We start from the raw sequence: 13,306 nt of genomic DNA on the forward strand, positions 1-13,306 counted from the left end.
TCCCCCGGACAGGTGGCGTCCGCGGACGGGGGGTGGTTCGCCGGTCAGTCCCGGCTGCCTTGGTCACCCACAAGCGTGCCGATCTTCTCACCCTTGACGGCGCGGGCGATATTGCCCTCCTTCAGGAGCTCGAAGACCACGATCGGGAGGCTGTTGTCGCGGCAGAGCGTGACGGCCGTCGCGTCGGCGACCTTCAGGTCACGGGTGATGACCTCGCCGTAGCCGAGCGCGTGGAACTTCACGGCGTCCGGGTTGGTCTTCGGGTCGGAGTCGTAGACCCCGTCCACGCCGTTCTTGCCCATGAGCAGGGCCTCGGCGTCGATCTCGAGGGCGCGCTGGGCGGCGGTGGTGTCGGTGGAGAAGTAGGGCATGCCCATGCCGGCGCCGAAGATGACCACGCGGCCCTTCTCCAGGTGGCGCACGGCGCGCAGCGGGATGTACGGCTCGGCGACCTGGCCCATGGTGATGGCGGTCTGCACGCGGCAGTCGACGCCCTCCTTCTCCAGGAAGTCCTGGAGGGCCAGGCAGTTCATCACGGTGCCGAGCATGCCCATGTAGTCGGAGCGGGCGCGGTCCATGCCGCGTACCTGCAGCTCGGCGCCACGGAAGAAGTTGCCCCCGCCGATGACGATCGCGACCTGCGCGCCGTCCCGGACGACGGCCGCGATCTCGCGGGCGATGGCGTGCACCACGTCGGGGTCGACGCCCAGGCCCCCACCGCCGGAGAAGGCCTCTCCGGACAGCTTCAGCATGAAACGGCCGCGTACTTTGCCGTCGTCGCTCTTCTCGGCCTTGGTGGTGGTCATGGAGATCTCGCCTCTTCTACGTGGGTCACACACGAAGAAGGCCACTGCCGGTGGGGCGTGATTCGCATCCCATACGCGGCAATGGCCTCCTCGTCAGATCTGCTGTCGCCCGGCGCCACACGCGCGTGCCCGAGGGCATGCGCGAACGGCGCCGACGACTGCTGTCGACCCTACCGGGGTCGCACGTCCGTCGCGGTACGGACTCAGATGCCGACCTTGATGCGCGAGAAGCGCTTCAGGGAGACACCGGCCTCGTCCAGAACCTTCTGGACCGACTTCTTGTTGTCGAGCGCGTAGGGCTGGCCCAGCAGCGTGGCGTCCTTGAAGAAGCCGTTGAGGCGACCCTCGACGATCTTCGGCAGGGCGGCCTCGGGCTTGCCCTCGGCGCGGGTGGTCTCCTCGGCGACGCGGCGCTCGGACTCGACGACCTCGGCCGGGACGTCCTCCTTGGAGAGGTACTTCGGCGCGAAGGCGGCGATGTGCTGGGCGACGCCCTTGGCGATCTCGGCGTTGGGCTTGTCCAGCTCGACGAGGACACCGATCTGCGGGGGCAGGTCGGGCATCGTGCGGTGCATGTACGCGGTCACGAAGCCGCCGGAGAACTGCGCGAAGCGGTCCAGGACGATCTTCTCGCCGAGGTTGGCGTTGGCCTCGTCCACGAACGCCTGGACGGTCTTGCCGGACTCGATCTCGGAGGCGAGCAGCGCCTCGAGGTCGGCCGGGGCGGCCTTGGCGACGTGCTCGGCGATGGCCTTGGCGACGTTCTGGAACTTGTCGCCCTTGGCGACGAAGTCCGTCTCGCACTTCAGCTCGACGAGGACACCGGAGGTGTTGTCGTCGGCGATGATCGAGACGACGGCGCCGTTCTCGGCAGAGCGGCCCTCGCGCTTGGCGACGCCCTTCTGACCCTTGATGCGGAGCGCCTCGACGGCCTTCTCGACGCTGCCCTCGGCCTCGTCCAGTGCCTTCTTGCAGTCCATCATGCCGGCGCCGGTGAGCTCACGAAGCTTCTTGACGTCGGCGGCGGTGTAGTTCGCCATGAGTCTGTGAATCTTTCTGGAAGTGTGGAAGATCGAAGATCTGCGGGATCACGGACCTGCATATGAAGCTGCAGGTCCATGACCTTCCACCGACCTACGGGTGGACGGCGGGGGCGGTTTCGATGTCACCGCTCCCGCCGTCCACTCCGACGGGACGGTCAGGCCTGCTCGCCCTCGGCGGCCGGAGCCTCGGCGGCGGGCGCCTCTTCGGCCGGAGCCTCGGTGGCCGCAGCCTCGGCGGCGGGGGCCTCCTCGGCGGGGGCCTCCTCGGCGGGGGCCTCCTCGGCGGGGGCGGCCTCGGCAGCCGGAGCCTCGGCGGGCTTCTCGGCCGTCTCGGCGTCGGCCTTCTTCTCGGCCTTCTCACCCTCGAGCAGGTCGCGCTCCCACGCGGCGAGCGGCTCGCCGGCGGCCTTGTCACCCTTGTCACCGGCAGCGGCGCCGGAGCGGGCGATGAGGCCCTCGGCGACGGCGTCGGCGATCACGCGGGTGAGCAGGGTGACGGAGCGGATCGCGTCGTCGTTGCCCGGGATCTTGTAGTCGACCTCGTCGGGGTCGCAGTTGGTGTCGAGGATGGCGACGACCGGGATGTTGAGCTTCCGGGCCTCGCCGACCGCGATGTGCTCCTTCTTGGTGTCCACGATCCAGACGGCGCTGGGCACCTTGGACATCTCGCGGATACCGCCGAGGGTCTTCTCCAGCTTGGCCTTCTCGCGGGAGAGGACGAGCAGCTCCTTCTTGGTGAGGCCGGAGGCGGCCACGTCCTCGAAGTCGATCTGCTCGAGCTCCTTCAGGCGCTGCAGGCGCTTGTAGACGGTCGAGAAGTTCGTGAGCATGCCGCCCAGCCAGCGCTGGTTGACGTAGGGCATGCCGACGCGGGTGGCCTGCTCGGCGATGGCCTCCTGCGCCTGCTTCTTCGTGCCGACGAACATGACCGTGCCGCCGTGGGCGACGGTCTCCTTGACGAACTCGTAGGCGCGGTCGATGTACGACAGCGACTGGAGCAGGTCGATGATGTAGATGCCGTTGCGCTCCGTGAAGATGAACCGCTTCATCTTCGGGTTCCAACGACGGGTCTGGTGACCGAAGTGGACGCCGCTTTCCAGCAGCTCCCGCATCGTGACGACGGCCATGGCCGTATCTCCTCGAGTTTCTCGGTTGTGCCGCGGAAGCCGGACGGCTCCCGCGCCTGACGCCCGCGTTGCGCCTGCCGCAAAGGACCGAGGGGCGCTGACACCAGCCCGGAAGGGCCTCGTGTCGGGGCGTGCGAAGTCGACCCGGTGACCCGGATCGCCATCAGAAGTGTACGGGACCCGCGGGGTACCGGGTGACGCGGCTGTCCACAAGGGGGCAGCTGTGCACAGGTCCGGTCGCGATCGGCGCCGGCGCGGGACGGTTCTCGCATGCGAGCGAGGCGATGTGCGAGTGCGTGTACGTGGGTGGTCGTGCTGCTGACCGTCATGGCCCCGGGACCGCCGCGACCGACACCGGCCGTGTCGGCCGTGTCGGCCCTGTCGACGCCGGTACCGGTGGCGATGGCGGTACCGGTGGTGGGGACGGCGCCGGTGGGGACGACGGCGCCGGTGGTGGGGGCGAACGCCGGGCAGGGCCTGGGCCCGGGCCCGGTGGTGCCGACGGTGGCCCGCCACTGGCCGGTCGGCCCCAGGCCCACGGTCCTACGGGGCTGGGAGCCGCCGGCGACTCCGTACGGCCCGGGCCACCGCGGCGTGGACCTCGCCGCAGTGGGCGGCGCCCCGGTGCGGGCGGTGGCGGCGGGGAGGGTGTCGTTCGCGGGGCCGGTGGCCGGGAGGGGCGTCGTCTCGCTGGAGCTGACGGGAACGGGTGACCCACCGCTGCGGACGACGTACGAGCCGGTCGAGGTGTCGGTGAGAAAGGGCGAGGAGGTGGCGGCGGGAGAGGTACTCGGCACGCTGGAACCGACGGGCTCCCACTGCACGGCCTGCCTGCACTGGGGCCTGCTGCGAGGCGACGTCTACCTGAACCCGCTGTCGGTGCTCCCACCGTGGCTGCTCGCCGGGGGCCCGTCGAGGTTGCTGCCGGTTCTGGGAGTCCCCCTGCCGACCCCACCGCGGGCACAGGTGACTCCCCCGGCGCACTGACGGTCTGGGCACACCTGCGTGGGCGGCCGCGACCTCGAGGCCCCGTCCGCCCGGACGATCAGCCCCGCACGCCCCGCAACGCCATGGAAACCGCTGCCTCCGTAATCGCCGGCGGCTCCTCCGCCGCGCCCAGCTCGATCCGCCGCACGGCCGCGTCGACGACCCCTTGGAGCAGCATCGCCGCAAGCCGCGGCTGGGCATGCCCCATCTCTCCCAGCGCCTCGACGATCATCGCGATCAGCCCACCGTGCGCCGCCCGGATCTTCTCCCGCGCGCCGGCGTCGAGCTCGCTCGCGGAGATGGCCACGACGGCTCGATGTCGCCGGTCTCCGACCAGGTCGAGCTGCTTGCGCACATACGCCCCGATCTTGGCCTCGGGGGTCGCCTCGCGCTCCATCGCCGCCTCGACCTCCGCGGCCCAGACCGGGAAGTCGACGGCGCACAGCTCCTCGACGACCGCCGCCCGCGACCGGAAGTACTCGTAGACGGACGACCGGGCAAGACCCGTCCGTTCGGCGAGGGCGGGGAAGGTCAGCGCCTCCGTCCCGCCGTCGGACAACAGGGAGCGTGCCGCGTCCAGCAGGGCGGCACGCTGCATCGACCGGTGCTCGGCCACGGAGGCCGCTCGAATCCTTGGCACGTCACCACTTTACGGACGCACCGCCCCGGACGGGAGTCACTCACCCGACCGCACGACCGCCGACAGTGTCACCAGGGGGCCGACCGTGTGCCATAAGACCAGGTCAGCGGCCGAAACTCGCCAGCTTCGCCCGCAGCTGCAACACCGATTTGGTGTGGATCTGACTGACCCGGCTCTCCGTCACACCCAGCACGTTTCCGATCTCGGCGAGTGTGAGGCCCTCGTAGTAGTACAGCGTGACGACGGTCTTCTCCCGCTCGGGCAGTGTGTTGATCGCACGTGCCAGGAACCGCCGCAGTTCCCGGTCCTCGGCGACCTCCACCGGATTGTCGGCGGCGGTGTCCTCCAGCGTGTCCATGAGACTCAGCCGGCCCCCGCCCTCGCCGCCGGCGTGCAGCAACTCCTCCAGCGCCACCACGTTGGCCAGCGACAACTGACTGAACACCGCGTGGAGATCCTCCACCGCGATCCCCATCTCGACGGCCACCTCGCTCTCCGAGGGGGTGCGGCGCAGCCGTGCCTCCAGCGTCGCGTACGCACGCTCCACGTTCCGCGCCTTCTGCCGGACCGAGCGCGGGATCCAGTCCAGCGCTCGCAGCTCGTCGATCATCGCGCCGCGGATCCGGGTGATCGCATACGTCTCGAACTTGATCTCCCGGTCGACGTCGAACTTCTCGATCGCGTCGATCAGTCCGAACACACCCGAGGAGACGAAGTCCGCCTGCTCGACGTTGGGTGGCAGTCCCACGCTCACCCGGCCCGCCACGTATTTCACCAGGGGCGAGTAGTGCAGGATCAGCTGTTCCCGCAGCCGCTCGTCCCCCGTCGCCTTGTACGACCGCCACAGCTCGTCGAGCGTCGAGGGGGCGGGCGGTCGCACGCTGCCACCGTCGCGGGCGGCTGGGGGGAGCGCCGCCCGGTCGGACCCGGAGGTGTGCTGGGGCATTCGTCGCCTTGTGCCGTTCTGCCGTGATGTGGTGAGCCTGGGTGAGGCCGCCGGTCTGCTGTCTACGTGGGGGTCCTCGTGAGCGTAGCGTGACTGGACTGTCGCGGTGCGCGAAGAGCGGGGTGGGACCGTACGCAGATACGTTCCGCCGAACGCTCTCCAGGGGGGACGATGATCGCTCTACGTGATCACTCGAATACCTCAACTGCCACTGTTCCCAAGGGCGTCGGGGTTCCCCCGGACGGCCGAACACGCTGGGTCAGGACGGGGCGCGGCCGTCGCGGACCGACATCATCATCTGGCGTGTCAACTTCCAGCCGTCGCCGTGTCGTTCGACGTAACCAAGCGCTCGAAGCTCGTACAGTCTCGCGATCGCGTCGTCCTGGGTGGTCTGTGCGCGGCGCGCCACATCGGCCGCCGGCGCCGCTCCGCGTGCGGGCAGCCCGGCCAGCACCTGGCGGGTGCGGGGTTCCAGCAGGTCGGTGGGGAGCACCGGCCCGCGCCGGTCCGGGGGCAGCTCGCCCATGTCGCCGACCAGTTCGACGACCTCGGCGGCGTCGTTGACGAGCACCGCGTCGCCGCGCAGCAGTTCGTGCACCCCCGCCGACAGTGCGCTGGTGGCCGGTCCGGGCACGCCCATGGTGTGCCGGCCCAGGCGCTGTGCCGCCCGTGCCGTGACCAGCGAGCCGCTGCGGTAGGCGGCCTCGACGACCACGGTGCCGCGGGTGAGAGCGGCGATCACACGGTTACGCAGGACGAACCTGCTCGGCGTCGGGTGTTCGCCCGGTGGCAGCTCCCCGACGACCAGTCCCTGTTCCGCGATCCGGGTGATCAGCCCGGTGTGCCCGGGCGGGTAGGGGCGGTCGACGCCGCAGGCGAGGACGGCGGCGGTGGCGCCGCCCGCGCCCAGGGCGCCCCGGTGGGCGGCGCCGTCGACCCCGTAGGCGCCGCCGGACACGACGACCCAGCCGCGTTCGGCGAGTCCGGCGGCGAGGGTGGCCGCCATGTGGGCGCCGTAGTCGGTGCAGGCTCGGGCGCCGACGACGGCCACCGACCTCAGCGCCCACATACGCAGACTGGGTCCGCCGCGTACCCACAGCCCGAGGGGCCTGGCGTCCCCGAGGTCGTCGAGCTGGCGCGGCCACTCGGCCGCCCCGGGAGCGACGAAGCGCACCCCCGCCCTCCGGGCGACGGCGAGGTCCCGGCCGGGCTCGGCCCGGCCCGCCCGGGCACACAGCCCTGCCCACCGTTTCTCGCTCACCCCCGGCAGGGCCCGGCCGCCCTCGCGCAGCCTGCGCACCACTTCCGCGACGCCGCGCTCCCGCACCCATCGCCCGCCGGTCTCGTCGCCGGGCTCGAGAACCCGGGTGAGGAAGACCCTGCCGAGCGATTCGCCGTCCGCCTGCCCACCCGACGCCTCGTCGCTGCCGCCGCCCGGCTCGTCGTCCCCGATCCGGTCACCGCCCCGGGTCGCGCCCCCGCCCCTGGCGTCGAGGCCCCGCGGCACGGCGTCTCCCCGGGCCGCGCCGTCGCCCCGGGAAAAGCCGTCGCCCCCGTGAACGGCGTCGCCCCCAAGCACGGCGTCCGCCTGGGAAACGGTGCCGCCCCTGCGTGCGGCACCGCGCGCGGCCGGATCTTCGCCCTTGGAGACAGCGCCGCCTCCCTGGGGCATGGCGTCGTCCTCAGGTGCCGCGTCTCCCCCGGTCACGTCAGCGCTCCAAGGGCCATGGGGACGCCCCTCGGCACCCCCGTGCGCAGTTGCAGTGCCAGGGCGACGTCCCTCGCGCCGGGCCGGTCATGGCCGACGAGATCCGCGACGGTCCAGGCGACACGTAGGACCCGGTCGAGGCCGCGGGCGGTGAGCACGCCCCGTTCCAGGCTGCGCTCCGCGTCCTCCAGCGCACCGGGCGCGGCGCGCCAGCGACTGCGGAGCTCCCGTCCGGGCACCTCGCTGTTGGAGCGCCACGGGGTGTCCGCGAGGCGCGCGGCCGCCCGGTCCCTCGCCGCCCGCACCCGGTCGGCGACCGTCGCGGTGGTGTCACCCCGGACAGCCGTGTCGGCCAGCTGGCTGCGGGTGACCCGGTCCACCTCGACCCGGAGGTCGACCCGGTCGAGGAGCGGGCCGGACAGCCTGGCCTGGTAGCGGCGGATCGCCGAGGACGGGCACTCGCACAGGTCCTCCTTCCGCGAGAACCGCCCGCAGGGGCAGGGATTGGCGGCCAGCACCATCAGGAACCGTGCCGGGAACCGCACCACGCCCGCACTGCGCGCGATGACGACGTGCCCGGACTCCAGCGGCTGGCGCAGGGCGTCCAGCGCGTGGCTGCTGAATTCCGGTGTCTCGTCCAGAAAGAGCACACCTCGGTGTGCCAGCGACACGGCGCCCGGCCGCCCGATGCCGGGACCACCGCCGACAAGGGCCTGCATCGTGGCCGAGTGGTGCGGCGCGCAGTAGGGAGCCGCGTCGATCAGGGGCCTGCCCGGTGGCAGCAGACCCGCCACGGAGTGGACCGCGGTGACCTCCAGCGACTCCGCCCGGCAGAGCTTGGGCAGGACTGCGGGCAGCCGTTCGGCGAGCATGGTTTTCCCGGCGCCGGGTGGCCCCTCCAGGAACAGGTGGTGGCCGCCGGCCGCCGCGATCTCCACCGCCGTGCGTGCCGGCTCCTGGCCCACGACGTCGGCGAGGTCGTGGCCGTGGTCGTGGTGCGCCGATCCCATGCCGCGCATCCCGGTGGCGGCGCCCGTGCCGGGCATGCGCAGGCCGGCGAGGAGGGGGTCGGGCCGGCCCTCCTGGTCCGGTTCCTCCTCCGGCACGGGCTCGTCGGCGAGGATTGCGATGAGTTGGCGCAGGCTGCGCACGCCAAGCACCGACACACCGGGGACCAGGGATGCCTCGGTCGCGGCGCACTCCGGGACGACGACCTGTTCGTAACCGGCCTCCGCCGCTGCCAGCACCGCCGGCAGGATGCCGCGCACCGGCCGCACCCGTCCGTCCAGGCCCAGCTCCCCGATCATCACGATGTCGGCGAGCACCCTGGGGTCGACGCGCTCGGCGGCGCCGAGGACCGCTGCGGCGACCGCCAGGTCGAATCCACTGCCGCTCTTGGGCACCGACGCCGGGCTGAGTCCCACCGTCAGCTTCTTCTGCGGCCACTCGGCACCCGAGTTGACCACCGCCGCCCGTACCCGGTCGCGGCTCTCGGTCAGGCTCTTGTCCGGCAATCCCACCAGCGTGAACGCCGCCACGCCAGGTTCGAGGTCGGCCTGCACCTCGACCACCACGCCCTCGACGCCGACGAGCGCCACGGAGCATGTACGCGCGAACCCCATCACGCCACCCCCCGCGCGTGCTCGACCACGGGGGCACCGCGCTGCGGGAGGAGCACGCCGATCAGGTCGATGCGGACGCCGCCGGGCGGGGCACCTCCGTGGGCCTGGATCCAGCGATCGGCGAGCCGCCGCAGCCGCTCCGCCTTCTCGGGGGTCACCGCGGCCATCGGGTGTTCGAAGGAGCCGCCCCTGCGGGTCTTGACCTCGCAGACGACCAGGGCGTCCCCGTCCCGGGCGACGATGTCGATCTCGCCGGTCCGGCCGCAGCGCCAGTTGCGTTCCAGGACCGTCATTCCGGTCTCGGCCAGCCTGCGGGCGGCGAGTGTCTCGCCGTACTTGCCCATCGCACCTCGTGCGTTCATGTCGGCACCACCTCCGGCGCCAACGATGAGGGCAGCTCAGCGAGCTTGTGGATCTTGGTGGACGGTCAGACGGCTGTGGACAACCCCGTCACCCACACGAGTGAAGCTCCTGGCCGGTCAGCCGCCGGGGAGCTCCAGGTCGCTCTTGTTCAGCTCCTCGATGTTCACGTCCTTGAACGTCAACACTCGCACCTGCTTCACGAACCGGGCCGGCCGGTACATGTCCCAGACCCAGGCGTCGGCCATGGACACCTCGAAGAAGACTTCGCCCTGGACCGAGTGCACCTGCATCTCATAGTCGTTGGTGAGATAGAAGCGCCGCTCGGTCTCGATCACGTACTTGAACAGACCGACGACATCGCGGTACTCCCGGTAGAGCTTGAGCTCCATCTCGGTCTCGTACTTCTCGAGGTCCTCGGCGCTCATGGCATGTTCCCCTTCAGCCGTGCGGTCCCACCATTGTGCGCCAGTCCCGTGCACCTCTAGACGATTTCGGTGTCCAGGGTCACCGGCCCGGCCGGGGGCCCTTCGTCGAGCAGCGTGCGCAGCAGCCCGGCGAGTCTGGTCGGATACACCGTCTCATGTGCCCGGGTCAGTTCCTGACACGTCCACCAGCGCGATCCGGCGACACTGCGCCGCTCCAGTTCGGTCAGGCCCACGGCCTCCGTCGCGGTCTGGGCCGTACGGGCCAGGTAGTACCACTCGTCCTGGTCCCAGCGGCGCCCCGCGAAGGGGAACGAGCACCTGCGCCGCCACAGCACCGGGCCGAGTTCGATGTCGGTGATGCCGGTCTCCTCGATGAGTTCCCGCCTGGCGGCCTCCTCACGGGTCTCGTCGCCCTCCACGCCGCCGCCGGGGGTGAACCACCAGTCGTCGGCCGGATCGTCCGGTTCGTGTCCGTGCAGCAGCAGGATGCGGTCGTCGGGGTCGAGCAGCACCACCCGTGCCACCCTGCGCAGCCCGCCCTCGTAGGTGTCCTGTCCCGCCTCCGCCGGCTCAGCGGGCATCGGTGGCCCCTTTTCCGGTCCGGGCGCGGGAGACCGCGGCCCGCTTGGCGAGGGGCCCGTAGACCGCGCCCCCGAAGATCAGCACGGTCCCGGCGACCACCAGGACGACGACCGTCCGCAGCGGGCCCGGCGAGGAGAGGTCACCCAGTGTCCCGAACCCGGTCGGCCGCTCCAGCATGCCCTTCACGGGCCAGACCACGGCGTCGACCCGGGCGTCCACGGCACCGCGCGAAACGGTGCCGCCGGCGGCATCGGCGAGGTGGGCGGTGGAGTCCAGGGAAGTGTCGCGCTGGTCGCCGAGCAGGAACAGGCGGCCCTCGGGGACGGTCACGGTCGGGAAGTCGCCGATCTCGGCCGACGTACCGTCGGGCAGGTACGGCTCGTCGATGACCTTGCCGTTGACCTTGAGCCTGCCCTCCTGGCAGCAGGAGACGGTGTCCCCGCCGACCGCGACCACGCGCTTGACCATCGGGGCGTTGGCCCAGGTCTCGTCCTTGAAGACGACGACGTCACCGCGGCGGACGTCACCGCCGTCGACGCGCTGTGCCAGCACCCGGTCACCCGCGTCGATCGACGGTTCCATCGAGCGGGTCGGCACGGTGTAGGGCCGGTAGACCACCGCTCCCCAGGCGAAGCCTCCGAGGAACAGCACCAGACCCAGCGCCACGGCGAGACCGGACAGTCGCTGCCCGGTCCGGCTGCCCGCCGGGCCCTTGTTCGTGCCGCCGCCGGGCGGGACCGTACGTGTCGTGCTCTCGCCACCCATGGATCCGCACCTTACCCGGCAGTACCCGAACGCGGCAGCCCCTCCCGAGGCCTGGCCCGGGAGGGGCTGGAAGGGCTGGCTCAGCGACCCGTGGGCTCAACGAGGAGCTGCCTCGGCGAGGTGCTGCCTCAGGGAGGAGCTGCCTCGGGGGAAGCGCGTACGGGTCCGAGGCGCTCAGCGGGTCTCGGCGGGCGCGACGCGCCTGCGGCGCCACCAGACGACCGGGACGACTCCGGCGAGGGCCAGTCCCTGGGGCGCGACCGACAGCGCGGCGGCGGCCGACGACTGGGACTGCAGGCCCTCCTGGCCGAAGGCGTCGGGGACCGGGAGGTTGTCCCAGCGGTTCATCGGCCAGGCGATCACGACGGCGCGGCCGACGACCTCCTTCACCGGGACCATGCCGCCGTGCTTGTCCGACTGGTTGTAGCGGGAGTCCCGGGAGTTCTGCCGGTGGTCGCCCATGACCCAGATGGAGCCCTCGGGAACCTCGACCTTGAACTGGCCGCCCTGGTCGTCGACGCTGCACGGCGTGTTGTTGGGGTAGACGTAATCCTGCTCGTTCAGCGCCTCGCCGTTGACCTTGAGCGGGCCGGTGCCCTTGCACTCGACGGTGTCGCCGCCGACCCCGATGACCCGCTTGATCAGGTCCTTCTCGTCGGCGGACGGCATCAGGCCGATCCAGCTGAGGACCGTCTGCAGCGCGTTCGGATCGGGCGTCGGCTCGCCCGCCAGCCAGTCGTCCGGGTCGTGGAAGACGACGATCTCGCCGCGCTCGGGTTCCGAGCCGAACCAGGGCGTGAGCTTGTCGACCAGGACGCGGTCACCGATCGTGAGGGTGTTCTGCATCGAGGCGGACGGAATCGAGAACGCCTGGACCAGGAACGTCTTGATCAGCAGCGCCAGTACCAGCGCGATGCCGATCAGGATCGGCAGTTCCTTCCAGAAGGAGCGCGGCTTCTTGGCCGCGGGGGGTGTCGCCGGGGGCGTCCCGCCGACTCCCTCGTCCTGCGTTCCGCTCTGTTCGTCCGTCACCCTGCCGTCCTCGGTCCCGGAGTCGCGCCCGGAGGCCGGAGCGCCGTCCGCTGCCGGGCCGGCTGTCTCCACGGGGCGTCCGCGGTTCTCCTCGCCGTCGTGTCCGGACCGTGCGCCAACCGCCACATCCCCCACGCCAACTCCTTACTTTCTGCCGCCGCCTGCCCCGTACGCGATGCAGGCCCACCACTCCCATAACGAGCGGGAGTTCCGCAGGGGTCGGGAGTCGAATCATCGTGTTCGGATCGTAGGGGGCAACCCTATGCGACAGCCGGGGGGCGGCAGTCGAACCGGAGGCCGAGTTGGACACGGACGCATACGTTTTCGGTTCGTCCAGGGTGGTCCAGTGCCCGAAAGGCCAGGCGATCACCACGGCCCGCCCGACCACCTCGTCCTCGGAGACGGTGCCGAAGTCGGCCTGCTGGTGGGAGCGGGAGTCGGCGGAGTTGGACCGGTGGTCGCCCATCACCCACAGCCGCCCCTCGGGGACCGTGACGTCGAACGGCGTCCTGGACGGGGCGTCGCCGGGATAGAGGTAGTCCTCGGTCAGGGGGAAGCCGTTGACGGTGACCCGGCCCTGCGTGTCACAGCACGTGACCCGGTCCCCGCCCACACCGACGACCCGCTTGATGAGGTCCTTCTCGTCGTCGGACGGCAGCAGGCCGATGAAGGCGAGGCCTTCCTTGACCTGCTTGATGACAACGGGATCGTCCTTCTTGGCGGTCTGCTCGCCCCGCAGCCAGCCGCCGGGGTCGCGGAAGACCACGACGTCCCCGCGCTGCGGCTCGGCGCCGAACCAAGGGGTGAGCTTGTCCACCAGCACCCGGTCACCGATCCGGATGGTCTGTTCCATGGAGCCCGACGGGATCACGAACGCCTGGACGAGGAAGGTCTTCAGCACCAGCGCTATCAGGACGGCGACGCCGACGAGAAGGGGTACCTCCTTGACCGCGCCGCGTCTGCGGCGCCGTTTGACCTTGCGCTGCAGCTTGCGCCGCTCGGCCCGGGACCGGCCGCCGGGCTGCGCGCCACCGGTGCGCCGTGAGCCGGTGGGCAGCAGGTTCTCCGTGGGGCTGCTGGGCGCCCCACGCGGTTTGCCCCGGCTACCCATCGGCGCCCTCGGCGCCCTCGGGCCGGTGCGCGTCAGCCGCCGGTCCCGTCGCGGTAGGTTCGGCCTCCGCGGCCGGTCCGGCCGTCACGTTGGCCGGTGCGTCCGCCGTGGTCGTCGGTTGGGCCGCCGTGGTCGTCGGTTCGTCCGCC

13 protein-coding genes and 1 pseudogene are annotated in these 13,306 nt (G+C 71.3%); 1 reads left to right on the forward strand and 13 read right to left on the reverse strand.

What is annotated here, in order from left to right; all coding sequences use genetic code 11:
* Positions 1-44: 44 nt before the first annotated feature.
* The 3 genes from pyrH to rpsB all read right to left on the reverse strand — a co-directional run bounded on the left by pyrH (position 45) and on the right by rpsB (position 2,976).
* Positions 45-806 carry a UMP kinase gene (gene pyrH / locus ABEA26_RS02675; protein ID WP_345588794.1) on the reverse strand — a complete coding sequence of 254 codons (762 nt, stop codon included), beginning with the start codon at positions 804-806 and terminating at the stop codon, positions 45-47.
* A 203-nt stretch (positions 807-1,009) separates the two neighbouring features.
* Positions 1,010-1,846 (reverse strand): translation elongation factor Ts, encoded by an 837-nt coding sequence (gene tsf, locus ABEA26_RS02680; RefSeq protein WP_345588796.1) that lies wholly within the window; start codon positions 1,844-1,846, stop codon positions 1,010-1,012.
* 158 nt (positions 1,847-2,004) lie between these two features.
* On the reverse strand, positions 2,005-2,976 hold the full coding sequence (gene rpsB / locus ABEA26_RS02685) for a 30S ribosomal protein S2 (protein WP_345588798.1): 972 nt from the start codon (positions 2,974-2,976) through the stop codon (positions 2,005-2,007).
* Between the two features lie 327 nt (positions 2,977-3,303).
* On the opposite strand from rpsB, the gene ABEA26_RS02690 reads away from it, so the two are divergent.
* The gene (locus ABEA26_RS02690) at positions 3,304-3,963 is read left to right on the forward strand and encodes a murein hydrolase activator EnvC family protein (protein ID WP_425587778.1); all 660 of its coding nucleotides are present in this window, start codon (positions 3,304-3,306) and stop codon (positions 3,961-3,963) included.
* 58 nt (positions 3,964-4,021) lie between these two features.
* On the opposite strand, the gene ABEA26_RS02695 is transcribed toward ABEA26_RS02690, so the two are convergent.
* The 10 genes and pseudogenes from ABEA26_RS02695 to lepB (ABEA26_RS02740) all read right to left on the reverse strand — a co-directional run.
* Positions 4,022-4,579 carry a TetR/AcrR family transcriptional regulator gene (locus ABEA26_RS02695; protein ID WP_345588849.1) on the reverse strand — a complete coding sequence of 186 codons (558 nt, stop codon included), beginning with the start codon at positions 4,577-4,579 and terminating at the stop codon, positions 4,022-4,024.
* 127 nt (positions 4,580-4,706) lie between these two features.
* On the reverse strand, positions 4,707-5,549 hold the full coding sequence (whiG, locus tag ABEA26_RS02700) for an RNA polymerase sigma factor WhiG (protein ID WP_345588802.1): 843 nt from the start codon (positions 5,547-5,549) through the stop codon (positions 4,707-4,709).
* A 259-nt stretch (positions 5,550-5,808) separates the two neighbouring features.
* Positions 5,809-7,221 carry a DNA-processing protein DprA gene (gene dprA, locus ABEA26_RS02705; protein WP_345588804.1) on the reverse strand — a complete coding sequence of 471 codons (1,413 nt, stop codon included), beginning with the start codon at positions 7,219-7,221 and terminating at the stop codon, positions 5,809-5,811.
* 32 nt (positions 7,222-7,253) lie between these two features.
* Positions 7,254-8,879, reverse strand: coding sequence for a YifB family Mg chelatase-like AAA ATPase (locus ABEA26_RS02710; RefSeq protein ID WP_345588806.1), 1,626 nt, complete (start codon positions 8,877-8,879; stop codon positions 7,254-7,256).
* Positions 8,879-9,241 (reverse strand): YraN family protein, encoded by a 363-nt coding sequence (locus tag ABEA26_RS02715; RefSeq protein WP_345588808.1) that lies wholly within the window; start codon positions 9,239-9,241, stop codon positions 8,879-8,881. The genes ABEA26_RS02710 and ABEA26_RS02715 overlap by 1 nt, the downstream gene beginning before the upstream one ends.
* A 117-nt stretch (positions 9,242-9,358) precedes the next feature.
* Positions 9,359-9,667 (reverse strand): DUF2469 domain-containing protein, encoded by a 309-nt coding sequence (locus tag ABEA26_RS02720; protein ID WP_003965949.1) that lies wholly within the window; start codon positions 9,665-9,667, stop codon positions 9,359-9,361.
* A gap of 56 nt (positions 9,668-9,723) precedes the next feature.
* Complete coding sequence (locus ABEA26_RS02725; RefSeq protein ID WP_345588811.1) at positions 9,724-10,248, reverse strand: NUDIX hydrolase; 525 nt, start codon at positions 10,246-10,248, stop codon at positions 9,724-9,726.
* Positions 10,238-11,014, reverse strand: a complete 777-nt coding sequence (lepB, locus tag ABEA26_RS02730) for a signal peptidase I (RefSeq protein ID WP_345588812.1) — start codon at positions 11,012-11,014, stop codon at positions 10,238-10,240. The genes ABEA26_RS02725 and lepB (ABEA26_RS02730) overlap by 11 nt, the downstream gene beginning before the upstream one ends.
* Positions 11,015-11,188: 174 nt before the next feature.
* Positions 11,189-12,181 carry a signal peptidase I gene (lepB, locus tag ABEA26_RS02735; RefSeq protein ID WP_345588814.1) on the reverse strand — a complete coding sequence of 331 codons (993 nt, stop codon included), beginning with the start codon at positions 12,179-12,181 and terminating at the stop codon, positions 11,189-11,191.
* Positions 12,072-13,157, reverse strand: a pseudogene (lepB, locus tag ABEA26_RS02740) (signal peptidase I); the annotation flags it as partial. The gene lepB (ABEA26_RS02735) and the pseudogene lepB (ABEA26_RS02740), both read right to left, overlap by 110 nt.
* Positions 13,158-13,306 lie beyond the last annotated feature (149 nt).

Origin of the sequence: Streptomyces marokkonensis, from assembly GCF_039539045.1 — a bacterium.
GTDB lineage: Bacteria > Actinomycetota > Actinomycetes > Streptomycetales > Streptomycetaceae > Streptomyces > Streptomyces marokkonensis.

Bases quoted from the DNA above. Each gene is read 5' to 3' on its own strand.
- pyrH (WP_345588794.1), bottom strand. From the start codon at position 806: ATGACCACCACCAAGGCCGAGAAGAGCGACGACGGCAAAGTACGCGGC.
- tsf (WP_345588796.1), bottom strand. From the start codon at position 1,846: ATGGCGAACTACACCGCCGCCGACGTCAAGAAGCTTCGTGAGCTCACC.
- rpsB (WP_345588798.1), bottom strand. From the start codon at position 2,976: ATGGCCGTCGTCACGATGCGGGAGCTGCTGGAAAGCGGCGTCCACTTC.
- ABEA26_RS02690 (WP_425587778.1), top strand. From the start codon at position 3,304: ATGGCCCCGGGACCGCCGCGACCGACACCGGCCGTGTCGGCCGTGTCG.
- whiG (WP_345588802.1), bottom strand. From the start codon at position 5,549: ATGCCCCAGCACACCTCCGGGTCCGACCGGGCGGCGCTCCCCCCAGCC.
- dprA (WP_345588804.1), bottom strand. From the start codon at position 7,221: ATGCCCCAGGGAGGCGGCGCTGTCTCCAAGGGCGAAGATCCGGCCGCG.
- ABEA26_RS02710 (WP_345588806.1), bottom strand. From the start codon at position 8,879: ATGGGGTTCGCGCGTACATGCTCCGTGGCGCTCGTCGGCGTCGAGGGC.
- ABEA26_RS02715 (WP_345588808.1), bottom strand. From the start codon at position 9,241: ATGAACGCACGAGGTGCGATGGGCAAGTACGGCGAGACACTCGCCGCC.
- ABEA26_RS02720 (WP_003965949.1), bottom strand. From the start codon at position 9,667: ATGAGCGCCGAGGACCTCGAGAAGTACGAGACCGAGATGGAGCTCAAG.
- ABEA26_RS02725 (WP_345588811.1), bottom strand. From the start codon at position 10,248: ATGCCCGCTGAGCCGGCGGAGGCGGGACAGGACACCTACGAGGGCGGG.
- lepB (WP_345588812.1), bottom strand. From the start codon at position 11,014: ATGGGTGGCGAGAGCACGACACGTACGGTCCCGCCCGGCGGCGGCACG.